The 16,451-nt window shown below is 69.9% G+C and carries 19 protein-coding genes; 8 read left to right on the top strand and 11 right to left on the bottom strand.

All coding sequences use genetic code 11. The annotated features are described in order from the left end of the window. Positions 1-169 precede the first annotated feature (169 nt). Together ABF401_RS16840 and ABF401_RS16835 are read right to left on the bottom strand one after the other, a co-directional pair. Positions 170-844 (bottom strand): RNA polymerase sigma factor, encoded by a 675-nt coding sequence (locus ABF401_RS16840; protein ID WP_353510734.1) that lies wholly within the window; start codon positions 842-844, stop codon positions 170-172. A gap of 7 nt (positions 845-851) precedes the next feature. After that, positions 852-1,091, bottom strand: a complete 240-nt coding sequence (locus ABF401_RS16835) for a hypothetical protein (RefSeq protein WP_353510733.1) — start codon at positions 1,089-1,091, stop codon at positions 852-854. Between the two features lie 156 nt (positions 1,092-1,247). On the opposite strand from ABF401_RS16835, the gene ABF401_RS16830 reads away from it, so the two are divergent. Both ABF401_RS16830 and ABF401_RS16825 read left to right on the top strand, forming a co-directional pair. Beyond that, the gene (locus tag ABF401_RS16830; protein ID WP_353510732.1) at positions 1,248-1,961 is read left to right on the top strand and encodes a hypothetical protein; all 714 of its coding nucleotides are present in this window, start codon (positions 1,248-1,250) and stop codon (positions 1,959-1,961) included. A 41-nt stretch (positions 1,962-2,002) separates the two neighbouring features. Further along, positions 2,003-2,434 (top strand): TIGR03668 family PPOX class F420-dependent oxidoreductase, encoded by a 432-nt coding sequence (locus tag ABF401_RS16825; RefSeq protein ID WP_353510731.1) that lies wholly within the window; start codon positions 2,003-2,005, stop codon positions 2,432-2,434. Between the two features lie 61 nt (positions 2,435-2,495). Here ABF401_RS16825 and ABF401_RS16820 read toward each other — a convergent pair whose 3' ends face one another. From ABF401_RS16820 to tdh, 3 genes are read right to left on the bottom strand one after another with little or no spacing between them, the layout of a single operon-like run. Beyond that, a complete protein-coding gene (locus tag ABF401_RS16820) occupies positions 2,496-2,855 on the bottom strand; it encodes a YrdB family protein (protein WP_353510730.1) in 360 nt (119 codons plus the stop codon). Positions 2,856-2,863: 8 nt separating this feature from the next. Beyond that, positions 2,864-3,502: an alpha/beta fold hydrolase gene (locus ABF401_RS16815; RefSeq protein WP_353510729.1), complete on the bottom strand. Its 639-nt coding sequence runs from the start codon at positions 3,500-3,502 to the stop codon at positions 2,864-2,866. After that, the gene (tdh, locus tag ABF401_RS16810; protein ID WP_353510728.1) at positions 3,499-4,536 is read right to left on the bottom strand and encodes an L-threonine 3-dehydrogenase; all 1,038 of its coding nucleotides are present in this window, start codon (positions 4,534-4,536) and stop codon (positions 3,499-3,501) included. Before tdh ends, ABF401_RS16815 begins: the two co-directional genes overlap by 4 nt. Before the next feature lie 129 nt (positions 4,537-4,665). On the opposite strand from tdh, the gene ABF401_RS16805 reads away from it, so the two are divergent. The 4 genes from ABF401_RS16805 to ABF401_RS16790 all read left to right on the top strand — a co-directional run bounded on the left by ABF401_RS16805 (position 4,666) and on the right by ABF401_RS16790 (position 8,640). Next, positions 4,666-5,127, top strand: a complete 462-nt coding sequence (locus tag ABF401_RS16805; protein ID WP_353510727.1) for a VOC family protein — start codon at positions 4,666-4,668, stop codon at positions 5,125-5,127. A gap of 106 nt (positions 5,128-5,233) precedes the next feature. Then, on the top strand, positions 5,234-5,761 hold the full coding sequence (locus tag ABF401_RS16800; protein WP_353510726.1) for a Fur family transcriptional regulator: 528 nt from the start codon (positions 5,234-5,236) through the stop codon (positions 5,759-5,761). 120 nt (positions 5,762-5,881) lie between these two features. Then, positions 5,882-7,201, top strand: a complete 1,320-nt coding sequence (locus ABF401_RS16795; protein WP_353510725.1) for an MFS transporter — start codon at positions 5,882-5,884, stop codon at positions 7,199-7,201. Next, the gene (locus ABF401_RS16790) at positions 7,198-8,640 is read left to right on the top strand and encodes a pyridoxal phosphate-dependent decarboxylase family protein (protein ID WP_353510724.1); all 1,443 of its coding nucleotides are present in this window, start codon (positions 7,198-7,200) and stop codon (positions 8,638-8,640) included. The genes ABF401_RS16795 and ABF401_RS16790 overlap by 4 nt, the downstream gene beginning before the upstream one ends. Positions 8,641-8,755: 115 nt before the next feature. Here ABF401_RS16790 and ABF401_RS16785 read toward each other — a convergent pair whose 3' ends face one another. The 6 genes from ABF401_RS16785 to ABF401_RS16760 form a co-directional block, all read right to left on the bottom strand. Continuing rightward, the gene (locus ABF401_RS16785) at positions 8,756-9,256 is read right to left on the bottom strand and encodes a GNAT family N-acetyltransferase (RefSeq protein WP_353510723.1); all 501 of its coding nucleotides are present in this window, start codon (positions 9,254-9,256) and stop codon (positions 8,756-8,758) included. Between the two features lie 95 nt (positions 9,257-9,351). Continuing rightward, complete coding sequence (locus tag ABF401_RS16780) at positions 9,352-9,558, bottom strand: dodecin family protein (RefSeq protein WP_353510722.1); 207 nt, start codon at positions 9,556-9,558, stop codon at positions 9,352-9,354. A gap of 133 nt (positions 9,559-9,691) precedes the next feature. After that, positions 9,692-10,318 carry a superoxide dismutase gene (locus tag ABF401_RS16775; protein WP_353510721.1) on the bottom strand — a complete coding sequence of 209 codons (627 nt, stop codon included), beginning with the start codon at positions 10,316-10,318 and terminating at the stop codon, positions 9,692-9,694. A 134-nt stretch (positions 10,319-10,452) separates the two neighbouring features. Beyond that, the gene (locus tag ABF401_RS16770) at positions 10,453-13,914 is read right to left on the bottom strand and encodes a DEAD/DEAH box helicase (protein WP_353510720.1); all 3,462 of its coding nucleotides are present in this window, start codon (positions 13,912-13,914) and stop codon (positions 10,453-10,455) included. A gap of 51 nt (positions 13,915-13,965) precedes the next feature. Then, entirely contained in the window at positions 13,966-14,985 is a 1,020-nt protein-coding gene (locus ABF401_RS16765; RefSeq protein WP_353510719.1) for an LLM class flavin-dependent oxidoreductase, read from the bottom strand. A 23-nt stretch (positions 14,986-15,008) separates the two neighbouring features. Then, positions 15,009-15,542, bottom strand: a complete 534-nt coding sequence (locus tag ABF401_RS16760) for a DUF1697 domain-containing protein (RefSeq protein ID WP_353510718.1) — start codon at positions 15,540-15,542, stop codon at positions 15,009-15,011. Positions 15,543-15,643: 101 nt separating this feature from the next. On the opposite strand from ABF401_RS16760, the gene ABF401_RS16755 reads away from it, so the two are divergent. Further along, on the top strand, positions 15,644-16,069 hold the full coding sequence (locus ABF401_RS16755; RefSeq protein WP_353510717.1) for an acyl-CoA thioesterase: 426 nt from the start codon (positions 15,644-15,646) through the stop codon (positions 16,067-16,069). 107 nt (positions 16,070-16,176) lie between these two features. Continuing rightward, positions 16,177-16,451 (top strand): hypothetical protein (locus ABF401_RS16750; RefSeq protein ID WP_353510716.1); only part of this gene is annotated, 275 nt, incomplete at its 3' end.

Here is a 16,451-nt window from a genome sequence, read left to right as displayed (position 1 = left end):
GCGCTCAGGTGCACGAACATCGGACCCATCGCCGCCGTTCCTGGGTCGGCCAGCACCAGCTCGGCGAACTCGTCCGAGAGCTCGAAGCACTCCTCGCAGGAGAGCCACGGCTCCGTGGACAGCGTGAGGGCGTGGACGGCCTCGTCGCTGAGATGGCTTCGGTTGTTGCTCATGATGCGCCTCGAGAGGTGGGGTTGGGCTGAAGGTGCCCGCTCGCGATGAGATGTGCCCGGATCCGCGACCGGGCCACGTGCAGCGTCTTGTAGAGCGCGCCGCGGGTCGTGCCCAGACGATCTGCCAAGACGTCGATCGGCACCTCGTCGACGAGGAGGGCGATCGCGATCCGGCGCTGGTAGCCGGTCAGGGCGACGTGCATGGCCAGCCGCACGGCCTGCGCCAGGTCCGTCGCCTCGGCGATCGCCTCCGGCCCGGGAATCCTCGAGTCAGGGGCGTCGTCCCGCAGCTCGACCTCACGGACTGACCACGCGTGGCGCCGGACCTCGTTGGCGGCCTGGAGGATGGCGAACTTGTAGGCCCACGTCGTGAAGCGGCTCCGGCCCTGGAACGTGCCGATCTTGCCCAGCAGGATCGTCAGCGCGTCATCCGCCGCGCAGTTGGCGAGATCCTCCAAGGACTCCGGGCCGAGCGCGGGCAGCAAGCCGCGCATCCGCCACACCTGGTGCCGTGCCGCCCCCATGAGGAGTCGGTGCAGGTCACGCAGCGCAACCTCGCGGTCTGGCCCAGTCGAGGCAAGCGTCGTGAGCCAGTCCCGCTCGAGAGGGGCATCGGGCTCGTCGGGCGCGAGCGTGATCGGGTCGCCATCCGGGACCTTGGCCGGGATCATGGCGCAGTCACAAGGGCGCCAGGATCCGGACGGCCAGCGCCGGTGGACAGCCGCGGTCGACGAGGTCGAGCAGGGCGTGGACGTCCATCGCCGGATCCGCCGCAACTCGCCGTGCCAGCTCCTCGTCGAACCCGGCCTCCATGAGCCGGCAGCGCCGCCACTCGACGACGTCGACCGGTGGCCCGGAGCCGCGACACGGACGGCTCGCGCCCACTGGCTGCCTGGAGTGCGCGATGTTCGTGCTCATACCGGGTTCGTGTACCTCGCACCCAACTGTCTTACCGCATGTCCTCCCGCCATGGCCTGGTTCGCTCCCAGGTGACCGGTAAGGAGCAGTGGGGTCCTGACACGAACCGACGGTCAGGGACCACCCCAATGTCAGGGATGACCGGAAGGACCCGCCATGGAAGCCACCCCGGCCCGAGGGCCTGTCACGCGGGGCGTGACTCTCGTGCTCGTCGCGCTGCTCAGCGCCTTCTTCGCATGGACCCTGCCACGAGCGGACGCCCAGCCCGTCGTCACCGCGACGGCCCATGCACACGCCGGAGCGCAGGCGTCGCCTGCGCCCCACACGGCCGCACAACAGGCTTTCCACGACCAGATGCGAAGGCTCTGGGAGGACCACGTGACCTGGACGCGGCTCGCGATCGTCACCTTCGCCGCAGACGGACAACCCGGCTTCGGGCCCACTGCTGCCCGACTGCTCCAGAACCAGGTGGACATCGGCGACGCCATCAAGCCGTTCTACGGCGACGCGGCCGGAAACGCCCTGACGGCGCTGCTCCACGACCACATCACCATCGCCGTCGAGCTGCTCCAGGCGGCCAAGGACGGCAACACGGCGGCCTTCACCGACGCGAAGGATCGCTGGTACGCCAACTCCGACGACATTGCGGACTTCCTCGCGCAGGCGAACCCGCGATTCTGGCCCCAGTCCGAGATGCGCGCCGCGATGCGGATGCATCTCGACCAGACGCTCGCCGAGGCCGCACACGAGCTCGGGGGTGACTACGCGGCCAGCGTCGCCGACTACGACGCGGTGCACGCACACATCCTCGCGATGGCCGACCTTCTGAGCAACGGGCTGATCGGCGCCTTCCCGCAGCTCATCCGGTAGGCATGAGCGGCACGCGCGGGTGACGCCGATAGCGTGGACCGGTGGACGCGGAGCTGCGTCGGCGTTTCGAGGCCGCACGGGTGGCCCGGCTCGGCACGGTCACCCCTGACGGCGGGCCACACCTCGTCCCGGTCGTGTTCGTGCTCGAGCCGGATCGGGATGTCGTGTGGACCGCCGTCGACGCCAAGCCCAAGTCGACGCGGCGCCTGAGGCGCCTGTCCAACATCGCGGCCAGCCCCCGCGTGAGCCTGCTCGTGGACCACTACGACGACGACTGGACGCGGCTCTGGTGGGTCCGCGGTGACGGCCGTGCAACGATCAGCGCCGGCACCGATCCGGAGACGTCGTCCGCACTAGAGGCCCTCGCAGCCAAGTACCCGCAGTACTCGGACGAGCGGCCGGCAGGACCTGTCATCCGCATCGAGATCCACACCTGGCGGACCTGGACGTCCGCGCCAACTCCAATCGAGTGAACAGGAATCGGGCCGAGCCGGCCCGATTCCTGTTCACTCGATCAGGGATGTGATGGGGTTCCTACCGGGCGAACGGGCCGACGTACATGAGCACGAGGTTCAGCACGACGACGACCGCGAACGCCACGGCCCACGCGAGAGGCAGGATGGTGAAGCCGGCCGCGACCGCAGCACCCAGCACGAGGACCTTGACGAGGAGCGTGACCCAGGGAATCCGGAACCGGGCCCGAGGCGCCGCGAACAACCCCCAGGCGACGGATGCGAGGACGACCAGGCCGATGGCGAGGGCCACCTTTGCCCAGAGCGGCCCGCCGGCCCGGTAGCCCCACAGTCCGATGAGGGCCAGGGCCGCCAGCTCGACGAGGAAGGCCACGACGTCGTTGGCATTGACCTCCATCCGCACGTTGCTCTCGGGTGCCATCGCGCCTCTCAGCCGTCGCCGTCGAGGAAGGCCCTGGTCAGGTCGGCGAGCTCGCGGGGCCGGTCGACGTTGAGGAGGGAGCTGCCGTCGTCGATCGTCTCCAGGCGCGCGCCGGCGACGTCCTCCACGACCTGCCGCGCCGCGACGAGGCCGGCCCGGTCACGGCTGCCGACGACCACGAGCGTCGGTGCGGCGATCCGGGCCAGCGCATCCCGTCCGTCGAACGTGCGCAGCGCATCGAAGACGGCGAGCATCCGTGGCCGCGAGACCCCCAGATCCAGCAGCCGGCCCTCCGGCGTGAGCCGCAGGGCGAGCTTCTGCATCCGCAGGGCACCGGCGGAGGGCCGCACGATAGGGCCGGCCAGCACGAGCCGGCCAGTCAGATCGGGACGCTCGACCGCCAGCCGCATCGCCACTGAGGCGCCGACCGATACGCCGAGCACGTCTGCTCGCTGAATCCCTTGCAGCTCGAGCTCCTCCGCCAGGCCGGCGGCTGCTGCTCCGAGGTCGAAGCCGACCGGATCCTTCGGACGCAGCCCGACCATCCACGGTGCATGCATCGGGCGCCCTGCCCCGAGGGCCGACACGAAGTCCTGCCAGATGATCGGACCCTGGCCCAGACCGTGGAGCAGGACGAGCGGCCTCATGACCAGTCGAGGACGACCTTGCCGCACTGACCGGAGCGTGCGGTCTCGAAGGCCTCCTCCCACTGCTCGGCGCGGAACCGGTGGGTGATCACCTGGGTCACGGCTGTCCGGAAGCGCTCCGACGTCGCAATCATCTGGGACATGGCATACCAGGTGTCGAACATCTCCCGGCCATAGATGCCCTTGAGGGTGAGCATGTGCGTGATGACCTTGCCCCAGTCCAGGTCGTAGGCCTCGTGCGGCAGGCCGAGCAGGGCGATGCGGCCGCCGTGGTTCATGTTCGTGATGAGGTCGCTCACCGCCGGCGCGGCACCCGACATCTCGAGCGCGATGTCGAAGCCCTCCCGCATCCCGAGGTGCCGCTGGGCGTCGGCGAGGCTCTCCCGCGTCACGTTGACCGTGAGGTCGGCACCCGCCGCCTCGGCGAGACGCAGCCGGTAGTCGCTCGTGTCCGACACGACGACGTAGCGGGCCCCCGCGTGGCGGGCGATGGCCGCCGCCATGACCCCGATGGGTCCGGCTCCGGTGATGACGACGTCCTCGCCGACCATGGGCCACTGGAGCGCCGTGTGCGTGGCGTTGCCGAGTGGGTCGAAGACCGCGCCCAGGTCCGCGTCGAGGTCACGGGGCTGCACCCAGACGTTGCTCGCCGGGATGACGACGTAGTCGGCAAAGGCCCCGTCCCGGTTGACCCCGATCCCCTGGGTGCCGATGCACAGGTGGCGCCGGCCCGCGCGGCAGTTGCGGCAGACGCCACAGACGATGTGGCCCTCACCGGAGGCCCGGTCGCCGACCGAGACGTGCTCGACGTCCTCACCGATCTCGACGACCTCGCCGTAGAACTCGTGCCCGATGATGAGCGGCGGCTGCACCGTGGCTGCAGCCCAGTCGTCCCAGTCCTGCAGGTGCAGGTCGGTACCGCAGAGGCCGGCGCGCAGGACGCGGATCTTCACGTCGGCCGGGCCACACTGCGGCTCAGGACGGTCGACGAGCTCGAGGCCCGGACCGGCAGTCAGCTTGGTGAGAGCACGCACGTGCGCAGTCTGCCACCCCGCGAGGTCTCGGCTCGCATGGGCCGAGACGCCCGCCGGCAGCATCGAGCAGTTTTGGAGAAGCCTTCGAGCTGGACGCCTTCCTACGATCGAGTCATCACCATCGGAACGATGCAGGAGGAAGCCGTGATCACCAGGTTGAATGTCACCTCGATCTACGTTCTCGACAAGGACGAGGCGCTCGATTTCTACGTCAACAAGCTGGGGCTCGAGAAGGGCAACGACGTGCGGCAGGGCGACTATCGCTGGCTGACGGTGCGAGTTCCCGGCGATCAGACCACGGAGATCTCACTGGAACAGCCGGGGGCGCCGCTCCACGACGAAGACACCGCCGAGAGCATCCGTGAGCTCATCAGCAAGGGCGCTCTGGGCGGCCTCGTCTTCCTCACGGACGACGCTCACACTCTCGCTGCCACGCTCCGGGAGCGCGGCGTCACGGACTTCACGCAGGAGCCCACCGAGCACTTCTATGGCACCGACATGGCCATTCGGGACCCCTTCGGGAACCCCATCCGGATCCTGCAGCATGGCAAGGTCCCCGCACAGGCGAGCGCAGAAGGCAGCAGCGACTGACCTCGGGTGACAGCCATCCAACCGCCCGCGGCAGCGACGATGCACCGGTTTTGCGCGGACAAGGCTCGCGACCGCGGCGTCCTAGATCTCCCCGGATAATGGCTGCGTGAACGCCAGAACCGATGCCGGTCGGGTCGAGGCAGCCCTGGCCCGCCTTCGCCAGCTGGGCGAGCGGATCACGCCCGCCCGGCAGGCGGTCCTCCGGGTCATCGACAACGCAGACCGGGCGGACGAGCACCTGTCGGCCGAGCACATCGGCGAACGGGTTGCGGCCCTGGAGCCGTCGGTCCACCGGGCGACGGTCTACCGCACGCTCACCGCCCTGACCGGCGCCGGAGTCCTGACGCACGTGCACCTCGGCGGAACCGGCACGGTCTACCACCTCGCCACCCCCGCGAGCGAGCCCGCGCTGGAAGCGAACCCAGCGGCATACGGCAGCGGCGACAGCGAGCCGCACGCCCACGGTCACGGTCACACCCACGTCCAGTGTGTCGTCTGCGGTCGCGTGCAGGACGCACCCGCGGGAGTCCTCGACGAGGCGGCTCGCCTGATGCGCGAGGAGCAAGGGTTCGAGCTCGACACGAGCCATGCGGCGCTGCTCGGGAGGTGCGCCGACTGTGCCGGTCGCACCTAGGCTCACCAACGCCATCGCGCTGCTCGACGCTCGGCCAGGCGACACCGTCCTCGAGGTGGACGGTGGAACGGGGTCCACCGAATCGGCTCCCGCCCCGCGCTGACTGGCTAGGGTGCGGACATGACTGCGGCGACGGAGCCCGGGCTCAGTCCCTCGGTACGCCGCGGCTACGGTGTCGGCTCGCTGGCGACCGGGGCGTTCGGCACTGTGCCGGGGCTGCTGCTGCTGCCCTACCTGACCGACCACATCGGCATCGTCGCCGGGATCGCCGGCGTCATCGTCTTCGCCCCGAAGGCGTGGGACGTCGTCCTCAACCCCATTGCCGGACGGGTCAGCGACCGCTCCCAGCATCCTGACGGGAAGCGCCGCCCGTTCCTCATCCGGGCCGGGCTGCTCCTCGCGGCGTGCTTCGTCCTCCTCTTCGCCGGGCCGGTCTCGCCGGTGTGGGCGGGTGCCGCGTGGGTGGCCGTGGCGTACCTCGCGTGCGCCACGGCGTACTCCTTCTTCCAGGTGCCCTACGTCGCGATGCCGGCGGAGATGACCGACGACTACGACGAGCGGACCCGCCTGATGACGTGGCGCGTCGCGATCCTCGCGCTCGCCATCCTCGTCAGCGGCGGGGCTTCGCCGGCGATCCGGGACGCGCTGGGCCCCGAGTGGGGCTATCGCGCCGTCGGTCTCTTCGTCGGTGGGCTCATCGCGCTCGGCGCGTGGGGCGCCTGGCGCGGCACCCGATCCGCGCCGGCCCTGCACGAGGCACCGGCCGAGGTCTCCTTCGGCGACCAGCTGCGGGTGGTCCGCTCGGACCGGCCGTTCCGGCTGCTGCTCAGCACCTTCGTCGTCCAGGCCCTCGCCACGGGGGCCATGCTGGCTGGGGTCGACTACGTGTCGCGCTGGGTCCTCGGCACCCCTTTGGCGGCGACGCTGCTCTTCGTGTGCTTCGTCGCGCCGGCGCTGCTCGTCACGCCGCTGTGGCAGCGCTTTGGGACGCGGTTCGGCAAGAAGAGCGGCTACCTCGGCGCCTCGTTCTTCCTCGCTGCTGGGGCCCTCGCCCTCATCTTCGCCCGCTCGCTGCCGCACGGCGTCGTCTATGCATGCGTCGCCTTCGTCGGCGTCGGCTACGCCGGGGCGCAGATGTTCCCCATGGCAATGCTGCCCGACGTGGCGAGTCGCAGCGCCGACGCGCGCACGCGCATCGGCCTCTACACCGGCGTGTGGACAGCTGGAGAGACGCTCGGGCTGGCTCTCGGACCGGGGCTGTATGCCGCTGTGCTCGCTTTCGGAGGCTACGTGTCCTCGAGCGCGGGGTCGGCTGTCGTACAAAGCGATTCAGCGATCCGGGCGATCGTCATCGGCTTCTCCGCGGTGCCGGCCGTGCTCGTCGCCCTGTCGCTGCTGTCCCTGCGCCGCTTCCCCGACTGGAAGGAGCATGAGCGATGAGCGCGATGGAACTCGACGAGATCCGGGCCCGGGTCGATGCGCTGCGCGGCCGGGACCTGCCGACGCACGGCGGACGGACGCTGGCCTATGTCTACGACTCTGGCGTGGCGTCCGCGGACGTGATCGGGCGTGAGGTCCTCGGCGCGTTCTCGTCGACCAACGGCCTTGACCCGACGGCCTTCCCGTCGCTGCTGCAGATGGAGAACGACCTCGTCGCAATCGCCGGCCGGCTCGTCGACGCGCCCCCGGGCTTTGCCGGCGTTGCGACCTCGGGCGGGACGGAGTCCATCCTGCTGGCCGTGCTCGCGGCTCGGGACGCCCGTCCCGAGATCCGGTCGCCGCGGATGGTGCTGCCGACGACGGCGCACGCTGCGTTCCACAAGGCGGCGCACTACTTCGGAGTCGAGCCGGTCGTCGTCGACGTGGACCCGGAGACGAAGCGGGCGGACCCGGATGCCATGAGCGCGGCCATCGACGGGGACACCGTGCTCGTGGTTGCGTCCGCTCCCTCCTATGCCCACGGCGTCATCGACCCTGTCGGCCCGATCGCAGCGGTTGCCGCGGCTGCGGGTGTCCGATGCCACGTCGACGCCTGCATCGGCGGTTGGGTCCTGCCCCACCTGCGACCGGACGAACCGGACCAGGAGCCCTGGACGTTCGCCGTCGAGGGCGTCACGAGCGTGTCCCTCGACCTGCACAAGTACGCCTACACGCCGAAGGGCATCTCGATCCTGCTCCACCGTTCGGCCGCCCTGCGCCGGACCCACCTCTTCGCGTCTGCTCGCTGGCCCGGTTACACGATGCTCAACACGACGATGCAGTCGACGAAGTCCGGCGGACCGGTCGCCGCCGCGTGGGCCGTCGTCAACCACATCGGCGAGGACGGTTATGCGGCCCTGGCGCGGCGAGGCCGCTCAGCGACGCTGGAGCTCGTTCGGGCTGTGAACGAGATCGAGCACCTTTCCGTTGCCGCAGAGCCGGATTCGACGCTGCTCGCGGTGACCGCGGACGAGAGGTGCGATGTCTTCACCCTCTCCGACGAGCTCGGCGCTCGCGGCTGGTACGCGCAGCCGCAGCTGTCCTTCCGGGATCTCCCGGCCACGCTCCACCTCACTCTCAGCGCCGCCACGGCCGAGTCGATCGAGCGCCTCGCTGCGGATCTCGTCGAGGCCACCGCAGCCGCCGTCGCGCTCGGTCCGACGGCACCGCCCGAGGAGCTCGTCGTCGCGGCGAGCTCCGTCGACCCCGAACACATCGACGAGGAGACCTTCGCCGGGTTGCTCGCCGTCGCTGGGCTGGCCGACGACTCGGGGGCGCTGGCCCTCCCGGAACGGATGGCCCCGATCAACGCGCTGCTCGACGCCCTGCCACCGGAGCTGCGCGAGGGGCTGCTCCTCGGCGTCATCGACCGCCTCACCCGCCCCACTCCCCTCCCCTAGACCCCCTGGACCCGCAACACACCGAGCACCGGTCAACTCGGGGCGGAAATAACCGTCAGGAGTTGCCCTGTGCTCGGTGTGTTGCGCAGGAGAAGGAGTTGGGGGCTGAGCGTGGCTAGGGCTCGGTCAGCTCGAGGCGGTAGACGAGCAGGTCGATCCCCGGCATCGGCTGCCAGTCCCGCTCGGGCGCACGTACGAAACCGAGCCGCTCATAGACCCGGTGCGCCGCCCGCATCGAGGGCTGCGTCGACAGGGCGAGGCCCACGAGCCCGAGGGTGCGGGAGCGCTCGATGCAGCGGACCATGAGGGCCTCACCGATCCCGCGTCCCTGCGCCGACGGATCGACCGCGAGCATCCGCACGTCTCCCTCGTCGGCCATGGCGATCTCGTGGAAGTTGGTGCCGGGCGGGGCGAACGTCACCGTCCCGAGCACGGTGCCGTCGTCATCCGCGGCAACCCACAGCTCCGCGCCCTCGGCCCGACCACGGGCGTCTGCCAGCTTCTGGACATAGGTCGAGTCCTGCGCCAGATGTCCGCCGTCGAGGTAGGCCCGCACCGTGATCTCGCCGACAGCATCGAAGTCGTCCGGCTCGGCCGGCCTGATCGTGAGCGCCATGGGTTCGATTGTGACCCAGCCGCATGACCGACTGCACGGGCGTCCGCAACCGGGCTCAGCGGCATACGGCCAATGCCGTTGGCCGAGGTGAAGCCTTACTCGGCCTCGTACTTGAAGGAGACCCGCAGCTTGGTCCGGTACTGGAACGAGCCGTCCTCGTCGATCGCGATGTCCTGCTCGACGACTTCCGCGACCCTGAGGTCCCGAAGGGTCTGCTGGGCCTGCGTGAGCGCCACGCCCGCCGCGTCCTCCCACGACTGCGAGCTGGTGCCGATGAGTTCGGTGACCCGGTAGACGCTCATGAATCCTCCTTGACCGACGGGACTGGGTGCCAGCCATGATTCCCCCGGTCCCCACGGAGCGCAAGGATCGCCCCTGAGTGCCAGGCGCGCGGCATGGCGCGCGTCTGGCACTCAGTCGTGAGGCGTCGGTAGATCAGGCGGAGATGATGAGGCCCTTTGTGGCGCGGGCGCGCTCGAGGCGCTGCGCGACGTCCTGCCAGTTGACGATGTTCCACCACGCCTTGACGTAGTCGGCCTTGACGTTCTCGTACTGCAGGTAGAAGGCGTGCTCCCACATGTCGAGCTGGAGCAGCGGGATCTGACCGACCGGGATGTTGCCCTGCTGGTCGAACAGCTGCATGATGTGCGGCCGTTCGGCGAGGGTGTCCCACGCCCAGATCGACCAGCCGGAGCCCTGGATCGCGTTGGCGTTGGCGTTGAAGTGCGCCTGGAACTTCTCGAAGCCGCCGAAGTACTCGTCGATCGCGGCCTTGACCTCGCCGTCGGGCTGCCCGCCACCGTCCGGGCTCATGTTCTTCCAGAAGACGGAGTGGTTGGTGTGGCCACCCAGGTGGAAGGCGAGGTTCTTCTCGACGCCGTTGACCGCGGCGTAGTCGCCTGAGTCGCGCAGCTCCTCGAGCTTGGCGACCGCGGCGTTGGCGCCGTCAACGTAGGCCTTGTGGTGCTTGCTGTGGTGCAGCTCCATGATGCGAGCGCTGATGTGCGGCTCGAGAGCCGCGTAGTCGTAGTCCAGCTCCGGAAGCGTGTAAGCCACTGTCATTCCTTTCGTCGAAGACCTACCGGCCCCGACCACTCTATGCCGCGCGTGAGCAGGCCAAGCAGGGTGTCTGCGCGGGGTCACGTACCCGCTGACCGCATCCTTCGTCCTCAAGTCGCCTTGAAGTCAAACCCTGGTCAGGTCGGCAGGCCGAGCAGGTCCTTGACGTCGTCCGCGGTGATGGCGCCGGACAGCGCACCGCCCTCGTCGACGACGCGCTGGAAGAGGTCTCGCTTGCGTTCCTGGAGCGCGACGACCTTCTCCTCGATCGTCCCCGCCGAGACGAGCCGGTAGACGGTGACCGGTTTGCGCTGCCCGATGCGGTGGGCCCGGTCGATCGCCTGGGCCTCGGCCGCAGGGTTCCACCAGGGGTCGAGGACGAAGACGTAGTCGGCCTCGGTCAGCGTCAGCCCGAACCCACCTGCCTTGAGGCTGATGAGGAACGCCGTTGCGTCCCCGTCCCGGAAGCCGCGGATGACCGACTGCCGGTCCTGCGTCGACCCGTCAAGGTACGACGTGCGCAGGCCCGCAGCCGAGAGGGCCTGCTCGACGATGCGGAGGAAGCCGGTGAACTGGCTGAAGACGAGGGCGCGGTGTCCTTCTGCCTCGAGCTCCTTGAGCTGCTCGACGAGGAACTCGACCTTGGCCGCAGTCGCCTTGCCGTGATGGACCTCGTCGACGAGTGACGGGTCGAGGGCGAGCTGGCGCAGCCGGGTGAGCGAGGCGAGGATCGCCACCCGGTTCGCCTCCGGGTCATTGAGCAGCCCCAGGACCCGCTGCCGCTCGCGCTGGAGATGCTGGTCGTAGATGTGGCCGTGGACGGGGTGGGGGTCGAGCGGCAGCACCTGCACCTGCTTGGGCGGCAGGTCCAGCGCGACCTGCTCCTTGGTCCGGCGCAGCATGAGCGGGCGGATCCGCCGGCGCAGGTGGTCGAGCAGCTCGGGCCGCGCCCCGGACTCGATCGGCTTGCGGTAGTTCTTGGTGAAGACGTCCGGCCGGGGGTAGAGCCCGGGTGCGCTGAGCGACAACAGCGCCCACAGGTCCATGAGGGAGTTCTCGAGCGGCGTGCCGGTCACGGCGACGGTGAAGGGCGCCCCGAGCCGACGCACGGCCACGTGCGTCTTGGCCTGGCGGTTCTTGACGAACTGCGCCTCGTCGAGGACGACGCCGCCCCACTCGATCTCGCGGAACGCCGCGTCGTCGAGCCGCAGCACGGCGTAGGACGTGATGACCACCTGGGCGTCCGCGACGGCGTCGGTGACGGGCGTCCCACGTTTGCGGCTCGTCTCGGTCACGGCCATCACCTGCAGGTGCGGCGCGAAGGTCTCGAGCTCGCCGAGCCAGGTCCCGACGACGCTCGTGGGCGCGACGACGAGGACGGGTCCGCGACCCTGCACGGCGGGGACCGACACCCGGCTGCCGAGCTCGCCCCGCTCATGGGCGCGGGCGAGGACGGCGATGACCTGCAGCGTCTTCCCGAGCCCCATGTCATCGGCGAGGATGCCCCCGATCCGCGCGTCCCACAGCCGGGAGAGCCAGTAATAGCCCTCGAGCTGGTAGGGCCGCAGCGCGGCGCGCAGGGCGGTCGGAACCGGCGGCGGAGCAGCGGCGACCTCGCTGCCGAGCGCCTCGACGTTCGCCGCCCACCGCGCGCTCTGGTGATCGACGACGCCGAGGGCGACGAGCTCGTCCCAGAGATCAACATGGTGCGGTGACAGGCGCAGCCCACCCGACGAGGGATCGGCGATCTCCCGCGCTTCCTCGATCAGCTCCTTGAGCCGGCGCAGCTCCGGTCGGTCGAGTCGGAACCAGGCTCCCGACTCGAGGAGCATGACCTCCTCCCCCGCGACCAGTGCCGCGAAGAGCGGCTCGAAGGGGACCTCCTCGCCGTCGACCTCGACCGAGATCCGCAGGTCGAACCAGTCCGTCGGTCCGTCGTCGACGCGTCGTGGCCGATGGTCGTCCCCCTCCTGGTCGTCCGTGCCGATCCGGATGACGGGAGCGCTCGTCACCTCCTCATAGGCAGGCAGCTCGCCCTCGATATCGACGACGACGTGCTCGTCGGCCTCGAGCTGCTCGAGCTGCTCGGTGACGAACCGCGCAGCGTCAACTCCCTTGAGCTCCAAGTGAGTCGCGAGATGCAGATACCCGGTGGAGTCACGCCAGGTGGCACCCCTGACAGCGTGCACGGAGGTCGCCCCCTCGACGGCGGCCCGCTCCGCCGCGCGGTCGCGAACCGCTCCGCCGAACCGCTCCGTCGTGAAGGGCCGCACCCGCCCGTCGTAGGCGAAGCCGAGATCGAGGCGCAGCTCGCCCGGCACGTCGCCGACGACGTGGACGTGCACCTGGACCCGCTCCGGGACCACGTCAGGCTGGCCCTCCGGGGCGGGAAGCGGGATGTCCGATCGGACCCTGACGTGGTCACGCAGCCCTGGCACCGCCGTCGTGAGGAACCGGGACCGCTCCTCGGCGGGCACCCGCAGGCCGGCCGTCGCCTGGATGACCGCGTTGCGATCGAGGCCAAGGTCCTGCTCGAGGGGCACCAGCGTCAACGCGCCGTCATCGCCCTCGATGACAAGGCCGTGCACCGGATCGCCGACATGGAGCACCTCGCCGACGAGACCGTCCGGCAGGCCCTCGGTCGTGACCCGCAGCACGAGGTCCCCCGAGCCGTCGTCCGCCTTGAGGACGTGGAGGACGAGCTCGGCCGGCTCGTCGAGGAGCAGGACCGGCCCCGCGACGCTCTCGCCGGGCAGCAGGGCGATCCCGGCGTCACGCGCCTCGCGCAGCAGCGGCCACACCCCCGGGCTCGCGTCGAGGTTGAGCGGCGCCGCCGCGGTGAAGTACGTCGTGTTGCCGGATCCCTTGCGCGCCTCGTCGCGCAACCTCGTCATGATCCGCTCGTGCTCGGGCAGGTAGCGGATGCCGGACCGCCACTGCGGCAGTGCGTCGTGCCACGTCAGGCTCTGGTGCCATGAGCCGGTGCGGGTCCGGCGCGTGGCCCGCAGCCCGTAGCCGATCTCCGGCTGTCGCTGCCAGCCACCGCTCCGGTAGATCGCGTCGACGAAGAGGCCGGCAGGCATGAGGTCCCCGCGTGGCTCCGGAGCCGCTGGCGCGTCCCGATCCCGCCGCCGCGGTCGCACGTGGCCGAGCACGTCCGACCAATGCGCCTCCGGGCGCCCAGGAGAGGCCAGCAGCGCCCCGGCCCCGAGCAGCGCCTCCGGGCCGGCAGGGGGCATGCCGGCGTCACTGACCACACCCGGCGGCGCCTTGCCATTGGCGACGTCCCGGGCCAGCAGGAGGAGCGCGACGACGTGCTTGCAGTCCGAGCCGACCGGGCAGCTGCACCGACCGGACCACAGCGGCGCCCGCCCCTTCGGGTGTGGCCTCGCCTCGACGATGGTCTGGTAGGTCTCCGAGCCGGAGCCCTCGACCGTGCCGAGCAGCATCATCCCCTCGGGACGCGCCGCCAGCGATCGGACGCGGTGCTGGGCCGCGTAGGCGACACCCCTGTCGAAGGTGCGCGAGCCGACCTGCTGGGCGATCTCGGGATCGGTGAGCTCACCGACCCACGTCGCCCGACCCACGCTCCACGCCATGCTCCCGACTCTAGGCGGGCCACCTGACACTCTCGATGGCCATCCACAGGCTCAGCGCCACCCGAGCTCCGGCGCGACATGTGTCAGGACGCTCTCGATGACGTGCGCGTTGTAGTCGACGCCGAGCTGGTTCGGGACCGTCAGGAGCAGCGTGTCGGCGGCCGCGATCGCCTCGTCCTCGGCGAGAGCGGCGACGAGCCGCTCCGGCTCGTCGGCGTAGGTCTTGCCGAACCGCGCGAGGCCGCCCTCGAGCTGGCCGACCTGGTCCTGGCTGCCCGACTCGCGGAAGAAGTACTGCCGGTCCAGCTCATCCACGATGGGGAAGATGCTGCGGCTCACGGAGACTCGTGGCTCCCGCTCGTGACCCGCCTTCTGCCACGCGTCCCGGAACCGCTGGATCTGCTCCGCCTGGAGCTGGTGGAACGGCACGCCGGTGTCCTCGGTCAGCAGCGTGCTGCTCATGAGGTTCATGCCGAGCTCGGCCGTCCACTCCGCCGTGGCCCGCGTGCCGGCTCCCCACCAGATGCGCTCGCGCAGCCCGGGCGAATGCGGCTCGACTCGCAGCAGGCCGGGAGGGTTGGGGAACATCGGCCGCGGGTTCGGTTCTGCGAAGCCCTCCCCCTTGAGGACCTCGAGGAACACCTGCGCGTGCTCGCGCGCCATGGACGCTGCGTCCGAGCCCTCGGCCGGCACGTGCCCGAAGTACCGGAAGCCGTCGATGACCTGCTCTGGCGAGCCGCGGCTGATGCCCAGCTGCAGGCGCCCACCAGAGATGACGTCGGCCGCACCGGCGTCCTCGGCCATGTAGAGCGGGTTCTCGTAGCGCATGTCGATGACGCCGGTGCCGATCTCGATCCGGTTCGTCCGTGCTCCGACGGCCGCGAGCAGCGGGAACGGCGAGGCGAGCTGGCGCGCGAAGTGGTGGACCCGGAAGTACGCGCCGTCCGCACCGAGCTCCTCGGCCGCGACCGCCAGGTCGATGGACTGCAGGTGCGCGTCGGCGGCCGACTTCGTCTGCGAGTGGGGCGAGGGCGTCCAGTGCCCGAACGACAGGAAACCGATCTTCTTCATCAGACCTCCACGTGCTTGGTGGGTCAGCCCCACTTCTCGGCGAGAGCGGTGATGACCTTGAGATTGCGATTCGTCGCAGGACCCAGGATCTTCTCGATGGCCGCGTTGGACACCTTTGCAGTGCCGTAGGGAACGTCGAGGAGCAAGTGAACCGCCCTGCCACGCAGGTAGATTCGTTCACCATCACGCGAAAGCGCCTCCACCCGCTTCGCATCGGCCGCGACGGGGGCCGCCTTCACGAGGCTCACATACTGGCCGTATGCCGCTGGGCTCGCTTCCGCGAGGACCGTCGCGTCGGCTGCCACTCGGGTCAGCTCCCCGGGCGTGAGGGCGACGGTGGCCACCGAGAAGCCGCGATCGGCCTCGAAGAGGTCCTCGAGTGCGGCCTCGAGCTTGGCCCGAGACCGAACCGGACTGGTCAGCCGGACGTTCCCTGTCTGTATGTGCGTCTCGACGTCACCGAACCCCGCATCGGTGAGCACTGTGCGCAGCTCCGCCATCGGATACGCGCGTCCACCGACGTTGACGGCCCGCAGGAAGACGATCCAGGTGGACATGAATGCAGGTTACGCGGCCAAACGGGCCCGTCGTCGGGCAGGATGGACAGGTGGTCGATCCGCGCTCTCTGACTCTCTCAGACTTCCCGGTTCACCGTCCCGTGACCACTCGATGGTCGGACAACGACATGTACGGGCACCTCAACAACGCCGTGTACTACGAACTGTTCGACTCCGCGATCAACGGATGGCAGGTGGAGCACGTCACCATCGACCCGCTGACAGACCCCACCCAGGGGGTCGTGGCGGAGTCGGGTTGCACGTTCTACTCGGAGATTGCCTTCCCCACGCCCCTCGTCGTCGGCCTGCGCATCACGCGGCTGGGGACGAGCAGTGTCACCTACCAGCTGGGGCTGTTCGTCGACCCGGTGATCGCCGAGGTGGGCGACGGCCCGCCGAAGGCGTTGGGCCATTGGGTCCACGTCGAGATCGACGCCGACACCCGCCGGCCCACGCCGATCCCCGAGCACCTGCGCCGGTTGCTCGAGACTGCGGTCGTGGACGTCCGGGCGCTCGACCCGACCTGACCGCAGCAGTGGACAGCCCGGACGCGACCGATGAGACGTGGGAGGCTTGGAGCGCCCGCGTCGCAATCGAACTCGCACAGCTCGGTCCAGACGACTGGCTGACCTTCGTGGTGCACGTCGACTCTACGGCGGTGGTCGCAGAGGAGCGGCGTGAGGCACGGCGTGGGTGGCGTCGGGCGTTCGCACCGCCGCCTCTCCCACCGCCCGTCCCCGACGCCTTTCTCCAGGCCCGGCCGATCGAGGGCCTGCTCGCCCTCGAGTGCATCGGTGACGCGGAGTTCGAGGGAGTCACCGATCTCACGGCACGCCAGCTGGACACCCTTTCGGCCCTGGGCTGGGAACGCGACGGAGACGACCCTCATCTCAGCGCGACCTTCGACGT

The sequence above is a fragment of the Intrasporangium sp. genome, assembly GCF_040414665.1.
Classification (GTDB): Bacteria; Actinomycetota; Actinomycetes; order Actinomycetales; family Dermatophilaceae; genus Intrasporangium.
The sequence above is the reverse complement of the archived record's forward strand: the minus strand, read 5'-3'. Positions and strand labels throughout refer to the sequence as shown.

What these genes read in the sequence shown, in the direction of transcription:
- ABF401_RS16840 (WP_353510734.1), bottom strand. Translation starts at nt 844, where the DNA reads ATGATCCCGGCCAAGGTCCCGGATGGCGACCCGATCACGCTCGCGCCC.
- ABF401_RS16835 (WP_353510733.1), bottom strand. Translation starts at nt 1,091, where the DNA reads ATGAGCACGAACATCGCGCACTCCAGGCAGCCAGTGGGCGCGAGCCGT.
- ABF401_RS16830 (WP_353510732.1), top strand. Translation starts at nt 1,248, where the DNA reads ATGGAAGCCACCCCGGCCCGAGGGCCTGTCACGCGGGGCGTGACTCTC.
- ABF401_RS16820 (WP_353510730.1), bottom strand. Translation starts at nt 2,855, where the DNA reads ATGGCACCCGAGAGCAACGTGCGGATGGAGGTCAATGCCAACGACGTC.
- ABF401_RS16815 (WP_353510729.1), bottom strand. Translation starts at nt 3,502, where the DNA reads ATGAGGCCGCTCGTCCTGCTCCACGGTCTGGGCCAGGGTCCGATCATC.
- ABF401_RS16805 (WP_353510727.1), top strand. Translation starts at nt 4,666, where the DNA reads ATGCAGGAGGAAGCCGTGATCACCAGGTTGAATGTCACCTCGATCTAC.
- ABF401_RS16795 (WP_353510725.1), top strand. Translation starts at nt 5,882, where the DNA reads ATGACTGCGGCGACGGAGCCCGGGCTCAGTCCCTCGGTACGCCGCGGC.
- ABF401_RS16790 (WP_353510724.1), top strand. Translation starts at nt 7,198, where the DNA reads ATGAGCGCGATGGAACTCGACGAGATCCGGGCCCGGGTCGATGCGCTG.
- ABF401_RS16785 (WP_353510723.1), bottom strand. Translation starts at nt 9,256, where the DNA reads ATGGCGCTCACGATCAGGCCGGCCGAGCCGGACGACTTCGATGCTGTC.
- ABF401_RS16780 (WP_353510722.1), bottom strand. Translation starts at nt 9,558, where the DNA reads ATGAGCGTCTACCGGGTCACCGAACTCATCGGCACCAGCTCGCAGTCG.
- ABF401_RS16775 (WP_353510721.1), bottom strand. Translation starts at nt 10,318, where the DNA reads ATGACAGTGGCTTACACGCTTCCGGAGCTGGACTACGACTACGCGGCT.
- ABF401_RS16770 (WP_353510720.1), bottom strand. Translation starts at nt 13,914, where the DNA reads ATGGCGTGGAGCGTGGGTCGGGCGACGTGGGTCGGTGAGCTCACCGAT.
- ABF401_RS16765 (WP_353510719.1), bottom strand. Translation starts at nt 14,985, where the DNA reads ATGAAGAAGATCGGTTTCCTGTCGTTCGGGCACTGGACGCCCTCGCCC.
- ABF401_RS16760 (WP_353510718.1), bottom strand. Translation starts at nt 15,542, where the DNA reads ATGTCCACCTGGATCGTCTTCCTGCGGGCCGTCAACGTCGGTGGACGC.